Source organism: Ruegeria sp. E1 (assembly GCF_056534225.1).
Map to the genome: position 1 here is coordinate 226,042 of NZ_JBQFPE010000006.1, position 23,898 is coordinate 249,939.

At 60.2% G+C, this 23,898-nt stretch carries 23 protein-coding genes; 18 read left to right on the plus strand and 5 right to left on the minus strand.

The features are described 5' to 3' along the window. Positions 1-72: 72 nt before the first annotated feature. The 9 genes from ACR0FG_RS09800 to ACR0FG_RS09840 all read left to right on the plus strand — a co-directional run bounded on the left by ACR0FG_RS09800 (position 73) and on the right by ACR0FG_RS09840 (position 11,753). A complete protein-coding gene (locus ACR0FG_RS09800) occupies positions 73-1,488 on the plus strand; it encodes a YcjX family GTP-binding protein (protein ID WP_480892493.1) in 1,416 nt (471 codons plus the stop codon). Continuing rightward, positions 1,485-1,940, plus strand: coding sequence for an N-acetyltransferase family protein (locus ACR0FG_RS09805; protein ID WP_480892496.1), 456 nt, complete (start codon positions 1,485-1,487; stop codon positions 1,938-1,940). The genes ACR0FG_RS09800 and ACR0FG_RS09805 overlap by 4 nt, the downstream gene beginning before the upstream one ends. Then, complete coding sequence (locus ACR0FG_RS09810; RefSeq protein WP_480892499.1) at positions 1,933-2,922, plus strand: YcjF family protein; 990 nt, start codon at positions 1,933-1,935, stop codon at positions 2,920-2,922. The genes ACR0FG_RS09805 and ACR0FG_RS09810 overlap by 8 nt, the downstream gene beginning before the upstream one ends. 34 nt (positions 2,923-2,956) lie before the next feature. Beyond that, positions 2,957-4,273 carry an SDR family oxidoreductase gene (locus tag ACR0FG_RS09815; RefSeq protein WP_480892500.1) on the plus strand — a complete coding sequence of 439 codons (1,317 nt, stop codon included), beginning with the start codon at positions 2,957-2,959 and terminating at the stop codon, positions 4,271-4,273. Then, entirely contained in the window at positions 4,273-4,752 is a 480-nt protein-coding gene (locus ACR0FG_RS09820; RefSeq protein WP_480892611.1) for a DUF2269 family protein, read from the plus strand. Before ACR0FG_RS09815 ends, ACR0FG_RS09820 begins: the two co-directional genes overlap by 1 nt. Positions 4,753-4,850: 98 nt before the next feature. After that, positions 4,851-7,544, plus strand: coding sequence for a DUF2339 domain-containing protein (locus ACR0FG_RS09825; protein ID WP_480892503.1), 2,694 nt, complete (start codon positions 4,851-4,853; stop codon positions 7,542-7,544). A 165-nt stretch (positions 7,545-7,709) separates the two neighbouring features. After that, the gene (ileS, locus tag ACR0FG_RS09830) at positions 7,710-10,619 is read left to right on the plus strand and encodes an isoleucine--tRNA ligase (RefSeq protein WP_480892505.1); all 2,910 of its coding nucleotides are present in this window, start codon (positions 7,710-7,712) and stop codon (positions 10,617-10,619) included. Positions 10,620-10,755: 136 nt separating this feature from the next. Then, a complete protein-coding gene (locus ACR0FG_RS09835; RefSeq protein WP_480892508.1) occupies positions 10,756-11,211 on the plus strand; it encodes a methylated-DNA--[protein]-cysteine S-methyltransferase in 456 nt (151 codons plus the stop codon). Between the two features lie 74 nt (positions 11,212-11,285). Next, positions 11,286-11,753 (plus strand): hypothetical protein, encoded by a 468-nt coding sequence (locus ACR0FG_RS09840; protein WP_480892511.1) that lies wholly within the window; start codon positions 11,286-11,288, stop codon positions 11,751-11,753. 2 nt (positions 11,754-11,755) lie between these two features. Here the strand turns inward: ACR0FG_RS09840 and ACR0FG_RS09845 are convergent, their stop codons facing one another. The 4 genes from ACR0FG_RS09845 to fsa all read right to left on the minus strand — a co-directional run bounded on the left by ACR0FG_RS09845 (position 11,756) and on the right by fsa (position 14,981). Further along, the gene (locus tag ACR0FG_RS09845) at positions 11,756-12,451 is read right to left on the minus strand and encodes a CDP-alcohol phosphatidyltransferase family protein (protein WP_170713003.1); all 696 of its coding nucleotides are present in this window, start codon (positions 12,449-12,451) and stop codon (positions 11,756-11,758) included. 53 nt (positions 12,452-12,504) lie between these two features. Further along, a complete protein-coding gene (locus ACR0FG_RS09850) occupies positions 12,505-13,425 on the minus strand; it encodes a tyrosine recombinase XerC (RefSeq protein ID WP_480892514.1) in 921 nt (306 codons plus the stop codon). Then, on the minus strand, positions 13,422-14,129 hold the full coding sequence (locus tag ACR0FG_RS09855) for a DUF484 family protein (protein WP_480892517.1): 708 nt from the start codon (positions 14,127-14,129) through the stop codon (positions 13,422-13,424). Before ACR0FG_RS09855 ends, ACR0FG_RS09850 begins: the two co-directional genes overlap by 4 nt. Before the next feature lie 198 nt (positions 14,130-14,327). After that, complete coding sequence (gene fsa / locus ACR0FG_RS09860) at positions 14,328-14,981, minus strand: fructose-6-phosphate aldolase (RefSeq protein ID WP_480892518.1); 654 nt, start codon at positions 14,979-14,981, stop codon at positions 14,328-14,330. 88 nt (positions 14,982-15,069) lie between these two features. On the opposite strand from fsa, the gene ACR0FG_RS09865 reads away from it, so the two are divergent. The 4 genes from ACR0FG_RS09865 to ACR0FG_RS09880 all read left to right on the plus strand — a co-directional run bounded on the left by ACR0FG_RS09865 (position 15,070) and on the right by ACR0FG_RS09880 (position 19,964). Further along, positions 15,070-17,265, plus strand: coding sequence for a primosomal protein N' (locus tag ACR0FG_RS09865; RefSeq protein WP_480892520.1), 2,196 nt, complete (start codon positions 15,070-15,072; stop codon positions 17,263-17,265). Positions 17,266-17,344: 79 nt separating this feature from the next. After that, positions 17,345-18,577 carry an MFS transporter gene (locus ACR0FG_RS09870; protein WP_170712992.1) on the plus strand — a complete coding sequence of 411 codons (1,233 nt, stop codon included), beginning with the start codon at positions 17,345-17,347 and terminating at the stop codon, positions 18,575-18,577. 66 nt (positions 18,578-18,643) lie between these two features. Continuing rightward, on the plus strand, positions 18,644-19,522 hold the full coding sequence (locus ACR0FG_RS09875; protein WP_480892521.1) for a 50S ribosomal protein L11 methyltransferase: 879 nt from the start codon (positions 18,644-18,646) through the stop codon (positions 19,520-19,522). Between the two features lie 97 nt (positions 19,523-19,619). Then, the gene (locus tag ACR0FG_RS09880) at positions 19,620-19,964 is read left to right on the plus strand and encodes a hypothetical protein (protein WP_170712988.1); all 345 of its coding nucleotides are present in this window, start codon (positions 19,620-19,622) and stop codon (positions 19,962-19,964) included. Positions 19,965-20,075: 111 nt separating this feature from the next. Here ACR0FG_RS09880 and ACR0FG_RS09885 read toward each other — a convergent pair whose 3' ends face one another. Then, positions 20,076-20,288: a DUF1127 domain-containing protein gene (locus ACR0FG_RS09885; RefSeq protein ID WP_170712987.1), complete on the minus strand. Its 213-nt coding sequence runs from the start codon at positions 20,286-20,288 to the stop codon at positions 20,076-20,078. 332 nt (positions 20,289-20,620) lie between these two features. Here ACR0FG_RS09885 and ruvC point away from each other — a divergent pair, with 332 nt between their 5' ends. The 5 genes from ruvC to ybgC all read left to right on the plus strand — a co-directional run bounded on the left by ruvC (position 20,621) and on the right by ybgC (position 23,882). Further along, on the plus strand, positions 20,621-21,118 hold the full coding sequence (gene ruvC, locus ACR0FG_RS09890) for a crossover junction endodeoxyribonuclease RuvC (RefSeq protein WP_170712985.1): 498 nt from the start codon (positions 20,621-20,623) through the stop codon (positions 21,116-21,118). Next, positions 21,115-21,792, plus strand: a complete 678-nt coding sequence (ruvA, locus tag ACR0FG_RS09895) for a Holliday junction branch migration protein RuvA (RefSeq protein WP_480892524.1) — start codon at positions 21,115-21,117, stop codon at positions 21,790-21,792. The genes ruvC and ruvA overlap by 4 nt, the downstream gene beginning before the upstream one ends. A gap of 4 nt (positions 21,793-21,796) precedes the next feature. After that, complete coding sequence (gene ruvB / locus ACR0FG_RS09900) at positions 21,797-22,816, plus strand: Holliday junction branch migration DNA helicase RuvB (RefSeq protein ID WP_480892526.1); 1,020 nt, start codon at positions 21,797-21,799, stop codon at positions 22,814-22,816. 62 nt (positions 22,817-22,878) lie between these two features. Beyond that, entirely contained in the window at positions 22,879-23,502 is a 624-nt protein-coding gene (locus ACR0FG_RS09905; RefSeq protein WP_480892528.1) for a hypothetical protein, read from the plus strand. After that, entirely contained in the window at positions 23,499-23,882 is a 384-nt protein-coding gene (gene ybgC / locus ACR0FG_RS09910; RefSeq protein WP_480892531.1) for a tol-pal system-associated acyl-CoA thioesterase, read from the plus strand. Before ACR0FG_RS09905 ends, ybgC begins: the two co-directional genes overlap by 4 nt. Positions 23,883-23,898 lie beyond the last annotated feature (16 nt).

Sequence of the window (23,898 nt, forward strand, 5' to 3'; positions counted from 1 at the left end):
GGGGGTAAAAGCGCTGGCACATCGGCAAACCGCTACCTATCTTGGGAAAAACGATAATTGCGGGGCGACAGATTGGTCATCTCATCACTGGCAGACAGTCTTGTGCGCGGCGTCGAATCCATCGGCGACAGCGTGTCCGAGACGTTTTTTGAGCCGGTCATCCGTCTGGGCGTGACCGGTCTGGCCCGTTCAGGCAAGACCGTGTTCATCACATCACTTGTCGCGAACCTGCTGGACCGGGGGCGAATGACAGGGTTGGTGGCGCAGCAAGAGGGGCGCATCACCGCATCTTATCTGCAACCGCAGCCCGACGACACAGTGCCGCGCTTTGACTACGAATCCCATCTGTCCGCCCTGACCGGTGCCGCGCCCCATTGGCCGGACAGCACGCGCGCGGTGTCAGAGCTGCGCCTGTCGCTCAAGGTGCAACCGGCGGGGTTGTTGTCGGGCCTTCAGGGGCCGCGCAAAATCCATCTGGATATTGTGGATTACCCCGGCGAATGGCTACTGGATTTGGCGCTGTTGGAAAAATCCTATGCCGATTGGTCTGTCGAAACCCTATCACGGATCGAAAACCGCGCAGAAGCTGCCGAGTATCTGGCCGCAGCGCGCGGCGCTGACCCTGTCGCCGCCCACGATGAACCTGCGGCCCAAGCGCTGGCGCGCGGGTTCACAGCATACCTCAACGTGGCTCGGGATGCCGGGTTCTACGATTGCACGCCGGGCCGGTTCCTGCTGCCGGGCGATTTGGAAGGGTCTCCGGTACTGACCTTTGCACCTTTGCCAGTTTCCGGGGCCTCGCGCAGGCGGTCGCTTCAGCGCGAGATGGAGCGGCGGTTTGAGGCCTACAAGGCTCGGGTGGTTAAGCCGTTTTTCCGCGATCACTTTGCCCGCATTGACCGTCAGGTCGTACTGGTTGATGCGTTGGGCGCGATCCACAAAGGACCGCAGGCGGTCGAGGATATGCGTCGCGCGATGGCGGATATTCTGTCGGCGTTTCGCCCCGGTCGGAACGCATGGCTCAGCCAGTTGTTGCTGGGCAAGCGCGTTGAACGCATCCTGTTTGCCGCCACCAAGGCCGATCACCTGCACCATCAGCAGCACCCTCGCCTGACCGCGATTATCGAAGCCCTGACGCGCGAGGCCCGCGACCGGGCCAAATTCGCAGGGGCCGAAACGGCAGCCCTATCGCTGGCGTCCCTGCGGGCAACAACCGAAGAGATGCGCAGCCATAACGGCACGGACCTGCCTTGTGTGCGCGGCACCTTGCAGGACAGTGGCAAACAGGCGGCGTTTTACCCCGGAGAGCTGCCGGAAGACCCATCGCACCTGCTTGGCCCTGCGCGGGACGGGGCAGAAAGCTGGCTGGGGGCCGAGTATGGGTTCATGAGTTTTGCGCCGTCGCATCTGTCTTTGCGCCCAGGCGATGGGCCCCCGCATATCCGGCTGGACCGTGCCGCGCAGTTCTTGATAGGAGATCGCCTGTGATCGTTACTCTCCGCCCTGCGCGCAGTACCGATGCTGGGTCTACCGGGGAAATCCTGCACGGGTTTGCGCGCGAACATGACTGGATGCCCGAGTTGCACAGCCGCGCAGAAACCATCGCCTTTTGCGGGCACATGATCGATCAGGGCTGGGTGACAGTCGCCGAGTCCGATGCGGATGTGGTTGGCTTCATGGCGCGCAACGGGGATGAGATCCACGCGCTTTACCTGACGCAGGCGGCGCGGGGGCAGGGCATCGGGCGGCGTCTTTTGGACCATGCAAAGGCGGCCCGCTCCAAACTTTCTCTGTTCACGTTTCAGGACAATGTCCGAGCGCACAAGTTCTACGAGGCCAACGGATTTACCGAAGCCGCCCGCAGCGACGGGGCCGAGAACGATGAAAACCTGCCGGACATCAGATATGTCTGGCGCAGAAATGAGGCGAAGGATGGCTAAAGGCCCGGTTCTGATCGATCTGGATGCGGATGAACCCGTCGCGCATGTGGCCGAGGCTCCGCCGGTGCCTGATATCGCTCAGCCCGAAGGGCAGGCGATGCACGCCGCCGCGCGGTTCGCATCGCGCAAACCTTCGGCCTTGGCACGCTGGTTCTGGGGGCTGGCACTGGCAGTGATCGGCGCTGTCGCCTCGGTCGCGGCGTGGGATTTTGCAACATCGGTGATGGCGCGCGCTCCGATCCTTGGGTGGATCGTTACGGGTCTGTTTGCAGCGTTTGTTCTGGTGGCACTGATCATAGCCCTACGGGAACTGGCCGCGATTGCCCGCTTGTCGCGCGTCGATGGTCTGCGCCGTGCCGCGGATGCTGCATTGGCCGAGGATGATCTGGCGCAGGCCCGGTCGGTCACCAACCGTTTGCTGGCCTTCTACAAAGGGCGCGAGGAAACGCGATGGGGACGAGACCGCACGCGGGAACGGATTGAGGACCAATTCGATGCAAGCACGCTGCTGGCACTGGCCGAGGACGAAATACTCGCGTCCTTAGACGCTGCTGCCAGCCGCGAAGTCGAAGCTGCTGCGCGGCAGGTTGCGACGGTGACTGCATTGGTGCCTCTGGCGCTGGCGGATGTGGTGACTGCCCTTGCAGCCTCGCTGCGCATGATCCGGCGCATTGCTGAAATCTACGGTGGCCGCGCTGGGTTTCTGGGCAGCTGGCGCCTGACCCGGGCGGTCTTTGTGCATCTGGTCGCAACCGGCGCGGTGGCTGTCGGTGACGACCTGCTGGAACCGGTTCTGGGTGGCTCGATCCTCAGCAAACTGTCGCGTCGCTTTGGCGAAGGGCTGGTCAACGGCGCGCTCAGCGCAAGGGTTGGCGTTGCTGCGATGGAGGTCTGCCGCCCGTTACCATTCTCTGACCGGCACAGGCCATCAACACGTGGCATGATCAAGCGGGCGCTGAGCGGCTTGTTCTTCAAAAACTGACTTGCTGCATCGTCGATATCTGGATTGAACACCTATGCCGTACTCGGAAGAGAACGATAAGACAGTGCTGGTTCTGGGCGCGTACGGGTTTATCGGGGCGGCGATCACGCGCGCTTTGCGCAGCGAAGGGTTCCGTGTCATCGGCATGGTGCGAGACCTTGAAACCGGGCGGAAAGTGCTGCCTGATATCGACTTGATCCGGGGCGATCTGCGCGATTTGCAGGCCGTGACCGATTGGACCGATGCACTGTCCGACATCAACGTTGTCGTGAACTGCGCCGGAGCGCTGCAGGACGGGGGCGAGGACGATCTTGAAGCCGTCCATCATTTCGCAATTGCTGCATTGGCAAAGGCATGTGCTTTGCGTGGTGTGGCGATTGTTCAGATATCGGCCATCGGGGCCCAGCCAGACGCGTCAACAGCATTCATGCGCACGAAGGCAGCAGGGGATGCGGCGTTGCGGGACAGCGGTGCGCCCTTGTGGGTGCTCAGACCGGGATTGGTGATCGGGCAAAACGACTATGGCGGAACCGCTCTGCTGCGGATGCTGGCAGCGGTTCCTTTGGTGCAGCCAGTCGCTTATCCCGACGTCCCTGTACAGTCGGTTGGAATGCCTGATCTGTGCCATGCGGTTATCGACGCCGTTCATAACCGGCTACCACCGGGAAGTTACGATCTGGTCGAGGATACGCCGCGACCGCTGATCGAGGTCCTGTCAACCACGCGCCGTTGGCTGGGCTTCCCAACGGCGCGTGTTAACATCCGAATTCCACCGCTGCTGACCCGCGGGATTGCGGCGGTTGCCGACCTGCTGGGTCTGCTCGGCTGGCGCTCGCCGCTGCGTACAACCGCGATGACTGTGATGGCGCAGGGTGTAACCGGGGATCCGGTGCCGTTTCGCACAGCAAGCGGGCGTTCCGTGGTGCCGCTGGACAAAATCTATCAAAATCTGGCCTGCACACGAGAGCATCGGCTTGCCGCGCGGATGGCTTTGTTTCTGCCGCTCGTGCTTGCGACGCTTTGTTTGTTCTGGGTGATGTCCGGTTTGTTTGGTTTGATCGGTTTATCCGAGGCCACGCAGGTGCTGACGCAGGTTGGCTGGCCTGTCTGGGTTGCGGCGGCCAGCGTTGTCATTTGGTCCCTCGTCGATGTCGGTCTGGGGCTTGCGCTACTTTGGCGGCCCTGGGCTGCACGGGTCTGTCCGGCTCAGGCCGGTGTGGCGCTGTTCTATCTGCTGACTGCATCGTTTGTGGTTCCCGCCCTCTGGATTGATCCGTTGGGGCCGCTGGTCAAGGTGATCCCGGCGCTGATACTGTCTTTACTGGCGCGCGTCATGTTAGAGAGCCGATGATGGACCCGGAACTGATCTTGCGTTGGTTGCACGTCATCGGGGCCTGCGTTCTGCTGGGCACCGGAGCGGGCATCGCCTTTTTCATGCTGATGGCTCATCGCAGCCGCGACGCACATCTGATCGCGCATACGGCAGGGATCGTGGTTCTGGCCGATCTGCTATTCACGACCACTGCTGTCATTGCTCAACCCGTGACCGGAGCATTGCTGGCCTGGCATCTGGGTTGGTCACTTAGCGAGGGCTGGATCGCGCTGTCGCTGGCGTTGTACGTACTGACGGGGCTGTTCTGGCTGCCGGTGGTCTGGATTCAGATCAAACTGCGCGATCATGCGGTCGAGGCCAGCCGTATGGGTGTTGAACTGCCGACGGCCTATGATCGTCTATTCCGGATGTGGTTTTCTTGTGGTGTGCCTGCCTTTGGTGCCGTTTTGATAATCCTATGGCTCATGCTGGCGCGTCCAGACATACCGCTTTGGTGATACACCCGCTGGTGCAACAGTTTGAAAACGTCCGAAATTCCGGACTGTTCGCCAAAAGCGCGCAACGTTAGCGTTGAGGCAATTTTCGGAGGTCACGCTTGGAATCCCTGATTGCGCTTATTGGTCTTATCGTGCTGGCGATACCGGTTTCGATCGTCGTCCTGCTGGTCAGCCAGTCGCGAATGCGCCGCCGCCTTGAAGAGCTTGAGCGTCAAATGACGCTGCTGAAAGGGGACGCTGCGCCGAGCGAGCCAGAGGCCAAGATACGGCCAGAGCCATCAAAACCGGCACCTTGGTCGCGATCGAAACCCAGTGAGAAACCTGCGCAGATTGAACCCAATAAATTGGACCGGCCCGCGAAAATGCCGACAGAGCAAGCGCGCCGAAATGATCTGTTTGTCAGATTTAGTGCATGTATGCGGGAAAACTGGTTCTATGCGGTTTCTGCTTTGTCGCTGGCGCTGGCCGGTATCTTTCTGGTTCAGTACGGCGTTGAAAATGGCCTGCTACCACCAGCGGCGCGTGTGATCGCGGCTCTGTGCTTCGGCGTTGCTCTGATCGTAGTCGGAGAGATTGTGCGACGTCGCTTTGGTGACGATGAGGCGTCGGCCTCGGCCTATATCCCATCCGTTTTTTCCGGAGCGGGTCTGGTCACGTTGTTCGGCGGCGTGTTGGCCGCGCGACAATTGTACGATTTGATCGGGGCCGAGTTTGGTCTGGTCGCAATGATCCTGATCGCTCTGATCGGTTTGGTCCTTGGATGGTTTCATGGGCCCTTGCTGGCCGCTGTTGGCCTGATCGGGGCTTACGCTGCGCCGTTTGTCGTCGGCGGTTCGTCCGAGGATCCAAGCTGGCTCTACGGCTACTTCTTTGTCACTGCCATTCTGGGGTTGGGGATCGACACGGTCCGGCGTTGGGGCTGGATTTCGGTTTTGACGCTGCTTGGGGCCTATGGGGCGGCGCTGCTGTTGGTGCTGTCAGCCCCATCGACTGAACCGGTCTATCTGACTTTTGTCACCGCAATTGCCTTGATTGCCATCGCCATACCCGTGCGCCGCCTTTGGCCGAACCACGAAGGGCCGATGGTTCTGGAAATGGTCATGCGCAAAAAAGCAGACGCATGGCCTCGGTTCCCAACTTGCCTGGCCTTTGGCGCGGTCACTGCAACGTCTGGAATTTTGGCGCTGCATTGGGCCGAATCCTCGGCCGAGTTTTGGTTGGCTGTGGCACTGCTTGCGGCACTGACTTTGGCGCTTGTCCTCTGGGCTCGGGGGGCACCTGCGTTGCAGGATGCCGCAGCGCTGCCTGCATTTGGGTTGATCTGGTTTGTGCTGGCGCATGGTTTGGGCGGTGGAGCGGTCTTACGGGACTTTGCGGCGACCTATGCCGAAACGCTTGAGGCTGATTTTCCTTGGGCTGCAACCGTTCTTGTAGCGCTTGGTGTGCTTGTGTCCATTTGCACTGCGATCCGGTCCTTTGCATCGGGACGATATGCCAAGATTTGGTCCGGTGCGGCGGTTGTTTTGGCGCCGTTTGTGGCGATTGCCGTCGAGATTGGTTGGCATCCGGCTGAGGTGATCGGAGCTTACCCTTGGGCTTTGCACGCGGTTGCGCTTGCCGTCCTGATGGTGGTTCTGGCCGAGCGTTTTGCCCGCGTGGACGGGCCGGACAGGATGCGCGCGGCGCTTGCCACTCTGTCGGCGCTGTCCTGCCTGACATTCGCCTGTGTGATCGTTCTGAGCTCGGCGGCCCTGACCATTGCGCTGGTTGTCATGATCGTTGTTGCGGCGGTGCTGGACCGTCAGTTCACCTTGCCGCCGATGAGTTGGTTCATCTGGGCTGGGGTGTTCACCGTTACAGTGCGTTTGGTTCTGGACCCCGGATTGGAATGGGCCGAGGCAGCGCCATTGACCGAAATGGCGCTGGTCTATGGCGGTGCAACGGCGGGCTTCATCCTTGGATGGTACGTGTTGCGACCCCTCGATCGCCCTGTCGCAACCCTGTTGCTGGAAAGCGCTGCGTGGGCGACAGGTGGTATCTTGTTGTCGCTGTTGCTGCTGCGCTGGCTGGATGGGTTCGGCGAAGGCGGGGCGCAGGACAGCCACTGGGGTCTGGGACTGCTTGCGGTGATCTGGTTGCTGCTGGCCTATGCACAGGTGCAACGGTTCGAGCTCGGCGGCAAGCTGACTTATCTGCGCTATCTGTTTGCGGCGTTCTTTGCCGGTCACGCGGTGTTTCGGCTGGGGCAGGCCCTGTCCGAAGCCAACCCGCTGCTGACCTCATATGCCGACCCGGTTCTGGGTCCACCTGTCGTCAATACCCTTGCGGTGGCCTATCTGCTGCCCGCGCTTGCCATGGGGTTCTCGGCATGGCGTATTCGTTCGATGCCCGTACGGCTGAGGCAACTTAGCTATGGTCTTGCCGGGCTTTTGTGTGCCGTTTGGTTGGGTCTTGCCATCCGCCATTTCTGGCAGGGTGCGGATGGCATGTATGAAGCGAACGGGGTGTCTCAGCCCGAGCTTTACACCTACACCCTGACCCTGTTGTTGATCGGAGGGGCGCTGTTCTACCAGTCACTGGCTCGCCAGTCGGACGTGATGCGCAAGGCGGGTTTGGTGGTGATCGGGTTGGCCGTGGCCAAGGTTTTCCTGATCGATATTGCCGGTCTTGGCGGATTGATCCGGGTCTTCTCGCTGCTGGCGCTTGGCCTGGCGTTGGCGGGGCTTGCGTGGCTGAACCGCTGGGCCAAGCTGCGCCATTCGCCGCAGGGGCCGGAACCTCTGGACCATTGAGGGCGGGCGTCCTATAAGCGCGGCCATGTTTGCCCGTCTGGCCATCATTATTCGAATTATATCCCCGGCGCTCTGATATCGCGAGACGCCGGGCAAAGGTGCTTGAGATATCGCACTGACCGCTTCGATCCATACGACGACAAGACCATCCAAGGGACGCCCCCAATGTGCGCCGAAACACCTGACTACAAAGACACGCTGAACCTGCCCAAAACCGATTTCCCCATGCGCGCGGGCCTGCCCAAGCGCGAGCCAGCCTGGCTGGAACGCTGGGAAAAGATCGGCGTCTATGACCGCCTGCGCGAGAAACAGGGCCGTAAGCCGTTCACGCTGCACGACGGCCCCCCCTACGCCAACGGTCACCTGCATATCGGCCACGCGTTGAACAAGACCATCAAGGACATGATTGTGCGCAGCCATCAGATGATGGGCCATGACGCGCGTTACGTGCCCGGCTGGGACTGCCATGGCCTGCCCATCGAGTGGAAAATCGAGGAACAGTACCGCAAGAAGGGCAAGAACAAGGACGAGGTGAACATCGTCGATTTCCGTCAGGAATGCCGCAAGTTCGCCGAGGGTTGGATCGACATCCAGCGCGAGGAATTCAAGCGTCTGGGCATCACCGGCAACTGGCCCGATCCCTATATCACCATGGACTATCACGCCGAGGCGGTGATTGCCGACGAGTTCATGAAGTTCCTGATGAACGGCACGCTCTATCAGGGTTCGAAACCCGTGATGTGGTCGCCCATCGAAAAGACCGCTCTGGCCGAGGCCGAGGTTGAGTATCACGACAAGGAAAGCTTCACCATCTGGGTGAAATTCAAAGTCGTGAACACAGGCGACGTGACGCTGGATAACGCTTATGTTGTGATCTGGACGACGACTCCGTGGACCATGCCGTCGAACAAAGCTGTGGTTTATGGCGAGGACATTTCCTATGGCCTCTATGAGGTTATCGGCCGACCGGAGGAATGCTGGGCGCGGATCGGTGAGAGGTACCTGCTGGCCGATGACCGCGCGGCGGATGTGTTTGCCCGCGCCCGTCTGGATGACACGATGTATCGCCGCCTGTGTGATGTGACGCAGGAAGATCTGGCCAAGATCCAGCTGACCCACCCGCTGGCCGGGGCCGAGGGCGGCAATGGCGAATGGGACGACATCCGCGACTTCCGCGCGGCGGAGTTTGTGACCGACACCGAAGGCACCGGTTTCGTTCACTGTGCACCGTCGCACGGGATGGAGGAATTCGAGCTTTACCGCGATCTGGGCATGTTGGAGCAGGTCATCACCTATAACGTGATGGACGATGGCTCTTTCCGTGCCGATCTGCCGTTCTTTGGTGGCACATACATCCTGTCACGCAAGGGTGGCGAGGGTGACGCCAACAAGACGGTCATTGACAAGCTGGCCGAGGTCGGCGGACTGCTTGCGCGTGGCAAGATCAAGCACAGCTATCCGCATTCGTGGCGCTCGAAAGCTCCGATCATCTATCGCAACACGCCGCAGTGGTTTGCGTCCGTTGATCGCAAGCTGGATGACGGCATGGGCGAGATGGGCGACACCATCCGCGAACGCGCCCTGCGGTCGATTGATGAACTGGTCAAGTGGACGCCGCAGACCGGCCGCAACCGTTTGTATTCGATGATCGAAGCGCGCCCGGACTGGGTTCTGTCCCGCCAGCGTGCATGGGGCGTTCCGCTGACCTGTTTCACCAAGAAAGGTGCTCTGCCCACCGACGCGGATTACCTGCTGCGCAATGAGGACCTCAACGCCCGTATCAAGGCGGCGTTTGAAAAGGACGGCGCGGATATCTGGTACACCGACGGGTTCAAGGAACAGGTGCTGGACGGCATCGCCAACCCCGAGGACTACGACCAGGTCTTCGACGTGCTGGACGTGTGGTTCGACTCGGGCTCGACCCACGCTTTTGTTCTGCGCGACCGCGAGGACGGGACCGAGGACGGCATCGCGGACGTCTACATGGAAGGCACCGACCAGCATCGCGGCTGGTTCCATTCGTCCATGCTGCAGGCGTGTGGCACTAAGGGACGTGCACCGTATCGCAACGTGGTGACCCATGGCTTTACGCTGGATGCCAAGGGCAACAAGATGTCCAAATCGCTGGGCAACACCATCGTGCCCGAGGAAGTCGTCAAGCAATACGGCGCCGATATCCTGCGGCTGTGGGTGGCTCAGACCGATTACACCGCCGACCAGCGGATCGGGCCGGAGATTCTGAAAGGCACCGCCGACAGCTATCGCCGTCTGCGTAACACCATGCGGTTCATGCTGGGATCATTGGCGGACTTCACCGAGGCTGACCGCGTTGATCCGGCAGATATGCCACGTCTGGAACGCTGGGTGCTGAGCCGTCTAGCGGAACTGGATGAGCAGGTGCGCAAAGGCTATGCCTCGTTCGATTTCCAGGGTGTGTTCAGCGCGGTCTTCACCTTTGCGACCGTCGATCTGTCGTCCTTCTACTTCGACGTCCGCAAGGATGCGCTGTACTGCGACGGCGACAGCCTGCGCCGCCGTGCGGCGCGCACGGTGTTGGATATCCTGTTCCACCGCCTGACCACCTGGCTGGCCCCGGTGCTGGTCTTCACCATGGAAGAGGTCTGGCTTGAGCGGTTCGGAGCCGACGACAGCTCGGTCCATCTGGTCGACTTCCCGGACACGCCCGCCGACTGGCGCGACGCGGAACTGGAGGTCAACATGGCCAAGGTGCGCCGCGTGCGTCGGGCCGTAACGGCTGCGCTGGAAATTCAGCGTCAGGACAAGGTCATCGGATCCAGTCTTGAGGCTGCCCCGATTGTTCATGTCGAAGATCAGGAAACCCGCGATCTGCTGGCCACGTTCGACGTGGATGACATGTGCATCACGTCAGGGCTGACCGTTTCGGCGGACCCGGCTCCGGCCGAGGCATTCCGCGTGCCCGAGATCGAAGGCGTGGGTGTGGTGTTCGAGAAGGCCGATGGGGCAAAGTGCCAGCGGTGCTGGAAGATCTTGCCCGATGTCGGTCTCCACAAACACGCTGGCGTCTGTGGACGTTGCGATGAGGCATTGAGCTAAATCCGCGTCGGAGCGTGTGTGGTCGGGGTCTTTTTCGAGGCTCTGCCTCGCGCTCCGAGGTATTTTTGAACAGAAGAAGCAGGGGCGGGCGCGATGTGGGTTGCGCTCTGCCCTGAAATGCGGGCAGCATTCGGGTATGCCGATGATAGCCGTAAGAACCCAGTTTGGTTGCCTTGGTGTCGAAGAAATTGACGGTGCCATTACGCGTCTTGTCTGGAATGGCCAGGACGAAGGACCAGCGACCCCTGTGCTGCAAGAGGCCGCGGCGCAGTTGCGTGCCTATGATGCCGGGCGGCTGCATCGGTTCGACTTACCATACCGAATTAACGGGTCCGAGTTCCAGCGGCAGGTGTGTGATCTGATGTATGCGATCCCCTTGGGCGACACGCGAACCTATGGCGACATTGCAAAGCAGCTAGGCCAGCCAGCGCAACCGGTGGGGCAGGCCTGCGGGGCCAATCCGATCCCGGTGATCATTCCCTGCCATCGTGTGCTTGCCGCTAACGGGTTGGGCGGCTTTTCTGGCGATGGCGGGATCGAGACCAAGGTGGCGTTGCTGCGTCACGAAGGGGCGGCGGGCCTGTTGATTTGAACGTGGAAAGCGGTTGCAATCGGCAGGGTTGCGGCCCAACTTATGTGCATTGTTGAATTTGAGGACGAAATTGCATGACCTCCACACCCGATCCGGCTACCCGGAAGAAAACCATTATCGATCGCCTTATGTCGCTTGAAGAACAGGAACTGGCGACCGCTCAGGCGCACTATGATGCTTACTTGAAAGATGCCCAATTGGATGATCGCGAAGGGCATGACAAGGATGACATTGCCGCTTCGCGCGAGAATGCTGATCTGGCGGCAGCGTTTGATGCGCCGGTCCACGCGCACCATGCCAAGATTGATGTGATCGAGAATACCGATTTCGGCCTGACCGACACGGTAAAGCCGGGCGCGGTGATCAAGTTCAACAACCGGCGGTTCGTGGTGTGCGTTTCAACCACCCGGTTCGATGTGGACGGAAAAACCTATATGGGCATCTCGACTCAAAGCCCGATCTATCTGGCCATGGCGGGCCTGCAAGAGGGCGATGTCTTTACCCATAACGGGACCGAGTTCGAGGTGCAGGAGGTTCTGTGACCTCAGGTGTTGCGCGGCGGGATGATCTGCTGCGCGATCCCGGCAAAGACCAGATACAGGCTGGTGACAACAAGCCCCCAATGTGCCCAGCTTTCGGGGTGGAAATCGACCCATGCAGCCCAGCCGGCAAAGAAGGTCCAGGCAAAGGCGATGGGCAGAGACAGGCTGCGCCAGCGCTCGGTGCGCACGGGGTGGATGAATTTCAGCGGCAGGAACATTGCCAGCGACAGCAGCGTCACAAGCATCAGGATCACCCAGAAGTTGGGTTCGAGCGCGAAGATCACAATGACGAACATGTTCCAGCAGCCGGGAAAGCCGGAAAACGAGTTGTCTTTGGTTTTCATTCGCGTGTCGGCAAAATACATCGCGCTGGCAAAGGTGATCACGATGATCGCAAACCAGCCGGTCCAGCCATCCATCAACCCTGACTTGAACAGGGCAAAAGCCGGAATGAATACATATGTCAGGTAATCGATGATCAGATCCAGCAAAACGCCGTCAAATTCGGGCGCGTTTTTCTTGACGTGATAGTGGCGGGCAAGCGGCCCGTCGATGCCATCGACGATGAAAGAAACCACCAGCCAGAGATACATCAGGCTCCATTTTTCCTCGACAGCGGCCAACATGGCCAGCATCGCAAAAACGGCGCCGGTGGCGGTGAACAGGTGGACTGCGAGGGCTTTGAATCTGAGAGTCATGGGCGTGTCATGGACCAAGCGCCGCCGGGATGCAAAGCAAAAGACGCGTGGCGTCAGGCTTTAGGGTGGGCGCGGTTGTAGACCTCCATCAAACGGGCGGTGTCGACGGCGGTATAGGTCTGGGTTGTTGACAGCGACGCGTGGCCCAGCAATTCCTGAATGGCGCGCAAATCGCCGCCTGCGGACAGCAGATGCGTCGCAAAACTGTGCCGCATGGCGTGTGGTGTGGCGGTTGCGGGCAGGCCAAGCTGCATCCGCGCCTTGGCCATCACTTTTTGAATGATGCCGGGGTTCAATGCGCCGCCGCGCACGCCGCGGAACAGAGGCGCGTCGGCCGATTGTGCATGTGGAGATGCTGCAAGATAGCGGTCCACGGCGGCGCGCGCCGCAGGGATCACGGGAACAATCCTTTCTTTGCCACCCTTGCCGAGAATGCGAAGCGTTTCAGGCAGCGGCGCATCCGCGCCGGTCAGCGACAAAGCCTCGGATATGCGCAGGCCGCAGCCGTATAGAAGCGTGACAACGGCGACATCCCGCGCTGCGACCCAGTCTGAAGTCGATTGCAGCTCGACCGTGTCGATCATCGCGCGAGCGGCGTCTTCGGCCAAGGGGCGGGGCAGTTTCTTGGTGAATTTGGGCGCGCGGGTGGACAGAACCGCCGTGGGTTCAAACCCCTCTCGCTCGGCCAGCCAACGGTAAAAGCTTTTGACGGCCGAGAGTTTGCGGGCCAGTGATCGGGCACCCACGCCGTTGTTGCGCTGATCGGCCATCCAGGCCCGCATATCGGCGACCGTGATGCGTTCCAGCGCCGCCAGCCCCTGACGCGCGCTGTGATGCAGGGTCATGAAAGACAGGAACTCGGTCACATCCCCGCGATAGGCGGTCTGAGTGTTCTCGGACCGTCCTGCCAGAGCCCCCAGACTGTCCAGCCAATGCTGCAGCGCATCGCGGCAGGCCGGGGAGATCAGGCTCATGACAGCCAGTGGCGCATGGATCGTTCGAATACGCCTGCGAAGAACGCCAGAAGATCAGTTCCCAATTGTGGCGTGAAATGCCGGGGGTCGTTTGCGGCCATGACGATCATGCCGGGCAGTCTGCCAGCGCCCAGATCCAGTTTCAGACACGCCTCGGACCGAAGTTGTGTGGCCTTGTCGCCATAGATCTTGGGGCAGGGTTGCTGGATTTCGCGCAACACAACCTCACGCGATGGATTGCCGCGATCCAGGGTCAGGTGTTTGTCGACAAAACCCGGTTCGGCAATAGTCAGCACTCCGCCCAGATTGTCGACCGAAGGATCATCCTGAAACGCGGTTGTTTCCAGCACCAGTGTGATGTGATCAACGCGCAGGATTTCGGCAACATCATTGCCCAGCGCGTGCAAAAAGCCTTCGAACTCGACAGGTTCCAACAGGCGCAGGATCGCGCGGTGGACCTGATTGGTGCCTGCCAGATTTTCATAGGCGGCAGCGATGACCGAACGATGCGTATCCTCCAGCCGGTCCAGCCGCGCCTCGAGCCGTTGCATGGCGATGCCACGCAGGTCGATGACATTGTCACCGCGCGCCTGCTCATTGGCGGCCACCAACGCCTGCATCAGGTCCTTGTCATCCAGCACAGCATCCGGTTCAGCCAGAATCGCGGCGCGGAGATTATCCTTGAGTTTGGGGTTACTGCTCATGTCCCGTCCGGTCGTTTTTTTGTTTTGGCGGTTTATAACACGCCTTGCCGGATTTGCCTTGGGAAAAATGCACGTTCTGGTGGATTTCGTCTGAACTGTGCCGGAACGGCTCCCGCCTGCAAATCGCTGATCACAGATCAGCTTCTTGCAGTTGGGCCGGGCGCGGAGCCTTACGGCTCCGCGCGGTAGCGCAATGGATCAGAGGATTTTCTGACCGGTTTTGGCCCAATCCGCCAGGAAGGTTTCCAGACCTTTGTCGGTCAGCGGGTGATCGGCCAGCTTCTTGATCACGCCCGGAGGTGCGGTGATGACATCGGCCCCGATCCGGGCGCTGTCGGTCACGTGGTTTACCGAACGGATCGACGCGGCGAGGATTTCGGTCTCGAACCCGTAATTGTCGTAGACCTGACGGATATCGGCGATCAGGTCCATGCCGTCGAGGTTGATATCGTCCAGCCGTCCGATGAAGGGCGAGATGAAGGTCGCACCTGCCTTGGCGGCCAGAATCGCCTGATTGGTCGAGAAGCACAGGGTAACGTTGACCATCTGACCTTCGTCCGAAAGTGTCTTGCAGGTTTTCAGACCGGCCCATGTCAGCGGCACTTTGACGGCGATGTTCGGGGCGATCTTGGCCAGCTTGCGGCCTTCGGCGATCATGTCGTCGGCTTCGGTCGCAACCACTTCGGCAGAAACCGGCCCGTCGACCAGATCGCAGATTTCCTTGGTCACTTCCAGAATGTCGCGGCCCGATTTCAGGATCAGCGAGGGGTTGGTGGTGACGCCGTCCACCATGCCCAGATCATTCAGTTCGGCGATGGCGTCGATCTCGGCTGTGTCTACGAAGAATTTCATGAGGGCAGTCCTTTGATGGGTTGGCCTTGGTCGCGGATGGCTTTACCTCAATAAGACCCATGCTGGAACCCCCTGCGAAGGATATGCCGTGAGCGCTAACGGATTTTTCGACGAAGGAGAGCTGGTTGCGGTGCTAACTACGCAGCCGCTGGACCGGACGTTGGACTATAAAGCGCCCGAAGGCGGGTGCTTTCTGGGTGCGTTTGTCGAGGTGCCTTTGGGCCCGCGCAAGGTTTTGGGTGTGGTTTGGGGGACAGGGCAGGGTGGCTTTGATCTGGCCAAGGCGCGGTCGGTCATCCGGGTGCTTGAGGTCGCGCCGATGCGCGAAGAAATGCGCGTGTTTCTGGGCCGGGTCGCTGATTACACGTTGACGCCTATGCCGTCGATGCTGCGTTTGGCGACGCGCGCGCCGGGGTTGAGCGATCCGCCGTCGATGCGGACAATCTACCGTTTGGGTAGCGCTGAACCAGACCGCATGACCGATGCCCGGACCCGTGTGCTTGAGGTGCTGCGCAACTATGGCGGCTTGGCGTTCACGCTGAAAGAACTGGCCGAGCAAGCTGGGGTAACGTCATCGGTCGTCAAGGGTTTGGTGAAACAGGGCGCCGTTCGCGAGGAAGACAGCCCGCGTGATCTGCCCTATCCGCATCTTGATCCCGATTTGCCGGGGAAATCGCTGACCGAAGATCAGGCCGCTGCCGTTGTGCGGCTACAGACGGGCCAGCGTACAGGCGACTATGGAACAACGCTGCTTAAAGGCGTGACAGGTTCGGGCAAGACCGAGGTTTATCTGGAAGCTGTGGCCGAAGCCCTGCGCAAGGGGCGGCAAGCACTGGTTTTGCTGCCTGAGATCGCTCTGACCGCAGAATTTCTGACGCGGGTCGAGGCGCGGTTCGGTGCGCGCCCAGCGGAATGGCATTCAGGCGCAACCATGACCGAACGCCGCCGGGTCTGGCGGATGGTCGGGCAGGGCGATGCGCAATTGGTCGTGGGGGCTCGGTCGGCGCTATTCCTACCGTTCCGCGATCTGGGGCTGGTGGTCGTAGATGAGGAGCATGACACTTCGTACAAACAAGAGGACGGCGTGCATTACAGCGCGCGGGATATGGCCGTGCTGCGGTCCTCGATCTGCGGGGCGCGAGTTGTGCTGGCCAGTGCGACGCCGTCGCTGGAAAGCTGGGTCAATGCCGAGGCGGGGAAATATGAACGTCTCGACCTGACCTCACGCTTTGGCGCGGCGGTGCTGCCAGAGATGAAGCCCATCGATATGCGGGCCGAGCAGATGCAGCCGGGGACGTGGATATCGCCGTCGCTGCGGCAGTCCGTGACCCAGCGAATCGAAAAGGGCGAACAATCGCTGCTGTTCATCAACCGTCGAGGGTATGCGCCAGTGACACTGTGTCGGGCATGTGGGGAACAGATCGCTTGTGACCATTGCGACGCGCGGATGGTTGAACACCGGTTTCTGAAACGCCTGATGTGCCACCAGTGCGGTGAGACCAAGCCGATGCCCGACACCTGCCCGTCCTGTGGCGTCGAAGGCAAGCTGGCTCCGGTCGGGCCGGGGATCGAACGGCTGGCGGAAGAGGCCGAGGCCACTTTCCCTGAGGCCAAGATTGCGATGCTCAGCTCTGACCTGTTTGGCTCGGCCCGGGCGTTGAAGGCCAAGATCGAAGAAATTGCCGAGGGCGACGCCGATATCGTGATTGGGACGCAGCTAGTGGCCAAAGGGCACAATTTTCCCAAGTTGACACTGGTGGGTGTCATTGACGCAGACCTCAGCCTGCACGGTGCAGACCTGCGGGCCGCCGAGCGGACGTTCCAGTTGATGCGGCAGGTTGCCGGTCGCGCGGGGCGGGCCGACAAGCCGGGACAGGCCTTGTTGCAGACCTTTCAGCCGGAACATCCTGTGATCCGTGCGATTTTATCGGGTGACGAGGAAGGATTCTGGAAAGCCGAAGCCGCCGGACGGCAGGCGGCAGGCGTACCGCCTTACGGGCGCATGGCGGGGATCGTCCTGTCCGGTCCCGCGGTCGGGCCGGTTTTCGACATTGGCAACGCGATGGCCCGCAACGACGCGCCGCTGCGCGAGATCGACGCGCAGGTGTTTGGCCCGGCCCCGGCCCCCATCGCCCGCATTCGCGGCAGGCATCGTGTGCGCCTTTTGGTCAAGGCCCCGAAAGGTGCGCCGATCCAGGACGCCATCGCCCGATGGATTGCACCCCTGCGCCTGAAGGGCGATATTCGCCTGACTGTCGATATCGACCCGCAGAGTTTTTACTGACCTCTGCATCAGTGCAGAACCCTTGTGCGCGCGCTGCTTTGGTCTCGCCAAGTCATGGAAATGGGCGTAGAGAGCTCTCATGCTGAAACCCGTTCCTCTTTCCGAGGCGCAGAGCCTTCCGTTCTGGCGCCGTCCCATCACACTGCTTTTTGTGATGGCGTTGACCATGCCGATTGCATTCAACGGGTGGAGCGCGCTGCTGAACAACTTTGTTATCGAGGTCGCAAACTTCGATGGGGCCGATATCGGCCTGTTGCACACAGTGCGCGAGATACCGGGGTTTCTGGCCGTTGGCGTGATCGCGGTGATCCTGTTCATCCGCGAGCAGGTTCTGGCGATGATCTCGTTGATGATGCTGGGGGTTGCCACGGCAGTGACCGCATGGTTCCCAAGCTTGGGCGGCTTGTTGTTCGTGACGCTCTTCAGTTCGATCGGATTTCATTACTATGAGACGGTGAACCAGTCGCTGCAGTTGCAATGGCTGCCTAAAGACCGGGCGCCGCAGGTGCTGGGCTGGCTGGTCGCAATGGGCTCGGCCGCGACGGCAGTTGTTTATGGCCTGATCGTATTGACCTGGGATCGATTTGACCTGTCCTACAACACGGTTTTCATGATCACCGGCGGAGTTACCGCCTTGTTAGCGCTGTTCTGCTTGGTCGCATTCCCACAATTCGATGCTCCGACCCCCCAGACGAAAAAGATCGTTCTGCGTCGCCGCTATTGGCTGTACTACGCTTTGCAATTCATGGCTGGTGCCCGGCGGCAGATATTCATCGTCTTCGCCGGGTTCATGATGGTCGAGAAATTCGGCTTTGAAGTACATGAACTGACCAGTCTCTATCTGATCAACCTTGTGATCAATATGTTGGCCGCCCCGCTGCTGGGCAAGGCCGTAGCGCGGTTCGGAGAGCGTCGAACGCTGATCTTTGAATATACCGGGCTGGCCATCGTTTTCGCGGCCTATGGCGGGATCTACTGGTTCGGTTGGGGCGTTCTGCTGGCGGCGATCCTTTATGTGATCGACCATGTATTGTTCGCGTTGGCGCTGGCGCTGAAAACCTATTTCCAGAAGATCGCCGACCCGGCGGATATTGCTCCGACGGCGGCGGTGGCCTTCACCATCAACCATATCGCGGCGGTGTTCCTGCCTGCGCTTCTGGGATTGCTTTGGGTGATTTCGCCGGGTGCAGTGTTTGGTCTCGCGGCGGCAATGGCTCTGGTCTCCCTGGCGTTGTCTCTGCTGATCCCGCGTCATCCCGAACCGGGCAACGAGACCACCCTGTCGAAATACGCGCCAGCCCCTGCAGAATGACGGCCAGCGCTTGACCTTGTGTTCGACTGGCCCTAGGCGCTTGGTCAGTTTGGACAGGAGGCCCCCATGCCCACATTCACCGCGCTGACGACTCTGACCGGTAAGGCCGCAGCCGAAGGGCTGGGCGAGGCGATGGAGCGTTTGGATCCGGAACCCACCGGCGTAGGCGTGTTCGAGGTCGAAGATGGCTCGGGCCTGTGGGAGGTTGGCGGCTATTTCACCGAAACACCCGACGAAACGGCGCTCGCGGTTCTGGCTGTGGCGTTTGAGGCAAAGCCGTTTGTGGTCTCGGAACTGCCCGAAACCGATTGGGTTGCTCATGTCCGCCGCGAACTGGCCCCGGTCGAGGCTGGTCGGTTCTTTGTCTACGGCAGCCACGATGCTGACAAACTGCCCGAGGGGCGAATTCCGTTACTGATCGAGGCTGCAATGGCCTTTGGCACCGGGCATCACGGCACGACGCTGGGGTGCCTCAAGGCGCTGGATCATCTTTTGGACGAAGGGTTCACCGCGTCCAAAGTGGCGGATATCGGCTGCGGCACCGCTGTGCTTGCAATGGCCGCAGCCCGGGTTTGGGGCGGGGATATCATCGCCAGCGACATCGATCAGGTTGCCGTAGATGTGGCCGAGGCCAATCTCAAAGCAAACGGCATGTCCGGCGCGGTTCGCTGCGTCGAGGCGGCGGGCTTTGATCACCCCGAGTTGCAGGCGCACGCACCCTACGATCTGATCTTCGCAAACATCCTGAAAGGCCCGCTGGTGGCCCTCGCGCCCGAAATATCGGGCAATTTGCGTCCTGGAGGGCAGGCGATTCTCTCGGGAATCCTCAATGAGCAGGCTGATGATGTGCTGTCCGTTTATTCACGAAACGGATTTAATCTGCATCTTCGGAACGAGATTGGTGAATGGACGACGCTAATCTTAACGAAACAGGGCAGAATTTAGGCCATTTACAGGAGTTTTATGGAATTTCGCCACGGATTCGTCGCATTCTCGATCTAGCGTAACTAGTGAGATCGGGGGGCGGTTTTTGGAGGCTGCCATGATGGAAAAACAACTGGAGTTTGGTCAACGCGTCACGCGGTTGAACAAGAAACACGAAAAACTAAGCCGCGGCTATCGTGCCACGATGCGCTCGGATGGCTTGGTCGTAATGAAGCCGCAGCGCGTCAGATCGGCTGTTCCAGCCAAGGTTCTGCTGCTGTGCGTCCTCGCCTTCTTTGGGTTCAAGGCGCTGTTGCTGTTCAATTTGGGCGAATCTGCCTATGACGGTCGTGTCGAGGCCCTGAAAGAAGGGACCGAGGTTGAGGTCGCGGGTGCCTGGATTATGCAGGCCGATCCGGTAACGCAGTTCCTGTCAGCACAGATCACCAAATTCTGGTACTGACCTGATCCGCGCATTGGAAGTCAAAAGAAAACACCGCCTGCTGGTACGCAAGCGGTGTCTTTGTTTGCTTTCCGATACCGAAAAACAGGTGAGTGGTGGTTTGGTCCGGCCTTAGCGACGGGCGTCGGCGACAAGGTCGATGTCACCACGGCACATGCCGATATCTTCCAGTTCGCGGTCAGTCAGACCGTTCAGCGCGTTGCGCGTGACGCGGGCGTTGTTCCAATCGACAACGGCGTTTACCACCGATGCGAAATAAGCGCCGATACGGCCGACAAGGCCGAATGAGCCAGTGGCGATTTGGGTGTGATCCAGTGCAGCCATATCCTGTTTCCTTCTGGTTTGTGTGAACTTGTGATCTTGCGATCTGAGCGGCACTTAGTGACGAGTTTGCCTCAGCGCAAGCGCAGAATTTGCATGTGTCCTATGCAATTTCTGCATTGCTCGATCAGTGTGTAATTACTTTAAATTACAGGTTAATTTCCGTTCACCTTTGGGTCGATTTCAGGCATTTCTCTGTCGCATCCCGACCTTTAGGTCGCGCTTTGGCTGCCGATGTCGTTTTTAGACTTTTGGTCAAATCGCTTGGAAAATGTTCACGCTTCGTGCTAGTCCGGTAAAAAGAACACAAAAACCCGAGCGGGCCGAGGCAAAGGATGCGAATTCTGGGCATTGATCCGGGTCTTAGGACCCTGGGATGGGGCGTCATCGAATCGCATGGCAGCCGAATGAGTCACGTCGCCAACGGCCTGTGCAAGTCCGACGGGGACGATCTGGGCGAGCGGCTTTTGTCGTTGCACAACCAGATCGTTGAAGTGATCGCCGAACATCAGCCAGATCAGGCGGCGATTGAGCAGACTTTTGTTAACAAGGACGGCGCCGGGACGCTGAAATTGGGTCAGGCGCGCGGCGTGGCTTTGCTGACGTTGGCGCAGGCCGGATTGCCGGTTGGTGAATACGCGCCGAACCGGGTCAAGAAAACGGTTGTCGGCGTTGGTCACGCGGAAAAAGAGCAGGTCTTGCATATGGTCAAGCTGCAACTGCCGGGGTGTCAGCCCAAGGGCGCGGATGCGGCAGATGCGCTGGCGATCGCTATCTGTCACGCGTATTACGGAAAGGCCACGCCAGGACAGCTGAAAGAGGTGCGCGCATGATCGGCAAATTGACGGGGCGGCTGGACTACCGTGCGGCAGATCACATCCTGATTGATGTGCGGGGGGTCGGCTACATCGTCTATTGCTCGGACCGGACCATGGCGGCCCTGCCGGGCGTGGGCGAGGCGGTGGCGATCTATACCGATATGGTCGTGCGCGAAGACCTGATGCAGCTCTATGGGTTCCTGTCTCTGGTCGAGAAAGAATGGCATCGCCTTCTGTGTTCTGTGCAGGGAGTTGGGGCCAAGGTTTCGCTGGCGATCCTTAGCGCATTGGGGCCGGACGGGGTCAGCAGAGCGATAGCATTGGGTGATTGGGGGGCTGTCAAAGCCGCAAAAGGGGTTGGCCCCAAAACAGCCCAACGGATCGTGCTGGATCTGAAGGACAAGGCTCCGGGCGTGATGGCGATGGGCGGCACGATTGTTGAGGCGACAGATGGTCCCGCGCCCGAGGTTGTTGAGGCGCCAGATGCCGCGCCCATTGCGAAACCCACGGTGCGCGCGTCCTCGGGATCTGCGGCGGCTTCGGCTGGGGCTTTATCGGCACTTTCGAATTTGGGTTATGGTCCGTCAGAGGCTGCCTCGGCCGTGGCCGAAGCTGCGGCCAGTTTGCCAGACGCGGGCGAGGCTGACCTGATCCGGGCCGCGTTGAAATTGCTGGCTCCGAAAGGGTGATTGAATGGTAGACGCTGATCCCGCCCTGCGCCCCGAGCCTTTGCCGGAAGACAATGATCGGGCCTTACGCCCGCAGGGTCTGGACGAATTCATTGGTCAGGCTGAGGCACGCGCCAACCTGCGTATTTTCATTCAGTCTGCGCGACAGCGCGGCGAGGCGATGGATCACACGCTGTTCCATGGCCCGCCGGGATTGGGCAAGACCACACTGGCGCAGATCATGGCGCGGGAACTGGGCGTCAACTTCCGCATGACTTCGGGGCCGGTTCTGGCCAAGGCAGGCGATCTGGCGGCGATCCTGACCAATCTTGAGGCGCGCGATGTGCTGTTCATCGACGAAATTCACCGCCTGAATCCGGCGGTCGAAGAGGTGTTGTACCCGGCGATGGAGGATTTCGAACTTGATCTGGTCATCGGCGAAGGTCCGGCCGCGCGGACCGTCCGGATCGAGTTGCAACCCTTCACGCTGGTTGGTGCCACAACGCGAATGGGTCTGCTGACCACACCCCTGCGCGATCGGTTCGGTATCCCGACACGGCTCCAATTCTACACGGTGGACGAATTGCACGAGATCGTGACCCGCAACGCCCGCAAGCTGGGTGCCCCTGCCGACACAGATGGCGCGCGCGAGATTGCGCGACGCTCGCGCGGCACCCCCCGGATCGCAGGGCGCTTGCTGCGCCGGGTTGTGGATTTTGCCATTGTCGAAGGTGACGGGCGGATTACGCGTGAACTGGCGGACAGTTCCCTGACCCGACTGGGCGTGGACAATCTGGGGTTGGATGGCGCGGACCGGCGGTATCTGACGCTGATTGCCGAGAACTATGGCGGTGGTCCGGTGGGGATCGAGACGCTCTCGGCGGCGCTGTCTGAAAGCCGGGATTCCCTGGAAGAAGTGATCGAGCCCTATTTGCTGCAGCAAGGTTTGATCCAGCGCACACCGCGCGGCCGAATGTTGGCGCAAAAGGCGTGGACGCATTTGGGAATGAAAGCGCCCAAAGGGCAGAGCGATCTGTTTGATTGAAATGGCGCGCCTGAGATTTTAAGCCTCCGGCGGGAGTATTTTGAAAAGATGAAGGGCGAGGCGTGACACCGGACGAGATCGAAGCGCATTTTACGCGCGAAAGCGGAGAGTTCCTGTTTGCGCGTTGGGGTCGGCCCATCGTTCCGATCGTCTTTGGTGTCGAGGATGAAACACTGCGCACCATCAAGGGCGCGTTCGAGGCGGTGGTGGCGCTGGCCGGGCACAAGATGGCCGAGACGGACCCGGAACTGGGCGCTAACTGCATGGTCTTTTTCTTTCGGGATTGGCGGGAATTGTTGGAAGTGCCTGATCTGGATCGTCTGATCCCTGATCTTGCGCCCTTGGTCGAGCGGCTGGTTGAGGCGGGTGCCAATCAATATCGGATTTTCCGATTTGAAGAAGATGGTGCGATCCGGGCGGCGTTTGTGTTTCTGCAGATGGAAGGTGAATTGGCCAAAGTGCCTGCTGAAACGTTGGCGCTGGGGCAAGTGGTGCAGACGGTTTTGTTGTGGTCAGACACCGCGTTCCGGTCCCAGTCCCCTTTGGCTGTTGCAGGTAGCACGACGATCTTGCGGCCTGAGATTGCAGCGTTGATCCGGGCGGCCTACGATCCGGTTTTGCCGGGCGTGGCGCAAGATCCGTCTCATGCGCTGCGCCTGTTCGCCCGAATGGAGGCACCGCAATGAGCCACAGCTATACTGTGCGTGTCTATTATGAAGACACCGACATGGGCGGTGTGGTTTACCACGCGAACTATCTGAAATTCATTGAACGGGCGCGGTCCGACTATGTTCGCGGGCTTGGCAATGATCAGAACGCGATGCGCGAGGACGGGATCGTCTGGGTCGTAAGGCGGATCGAGGCAGATTACATTGCCCCGGCCAAGTTCGACGACGAGTTGGAGATTGAAACCGAAGTTATCTCGTTGTCTGGCGTGCGCCTGACAATGGCGCAGGTCGTGCGGCGCGGAGGGCAAGAGCTGTTTCGCGCCACCGTCACTGCCGTTTGCATCAACAAAGACGGCAAGCCGATCCGCCTTCCGGCAGAGATTCGCGCATTGATGTAACAAATTGCCCGGTCGG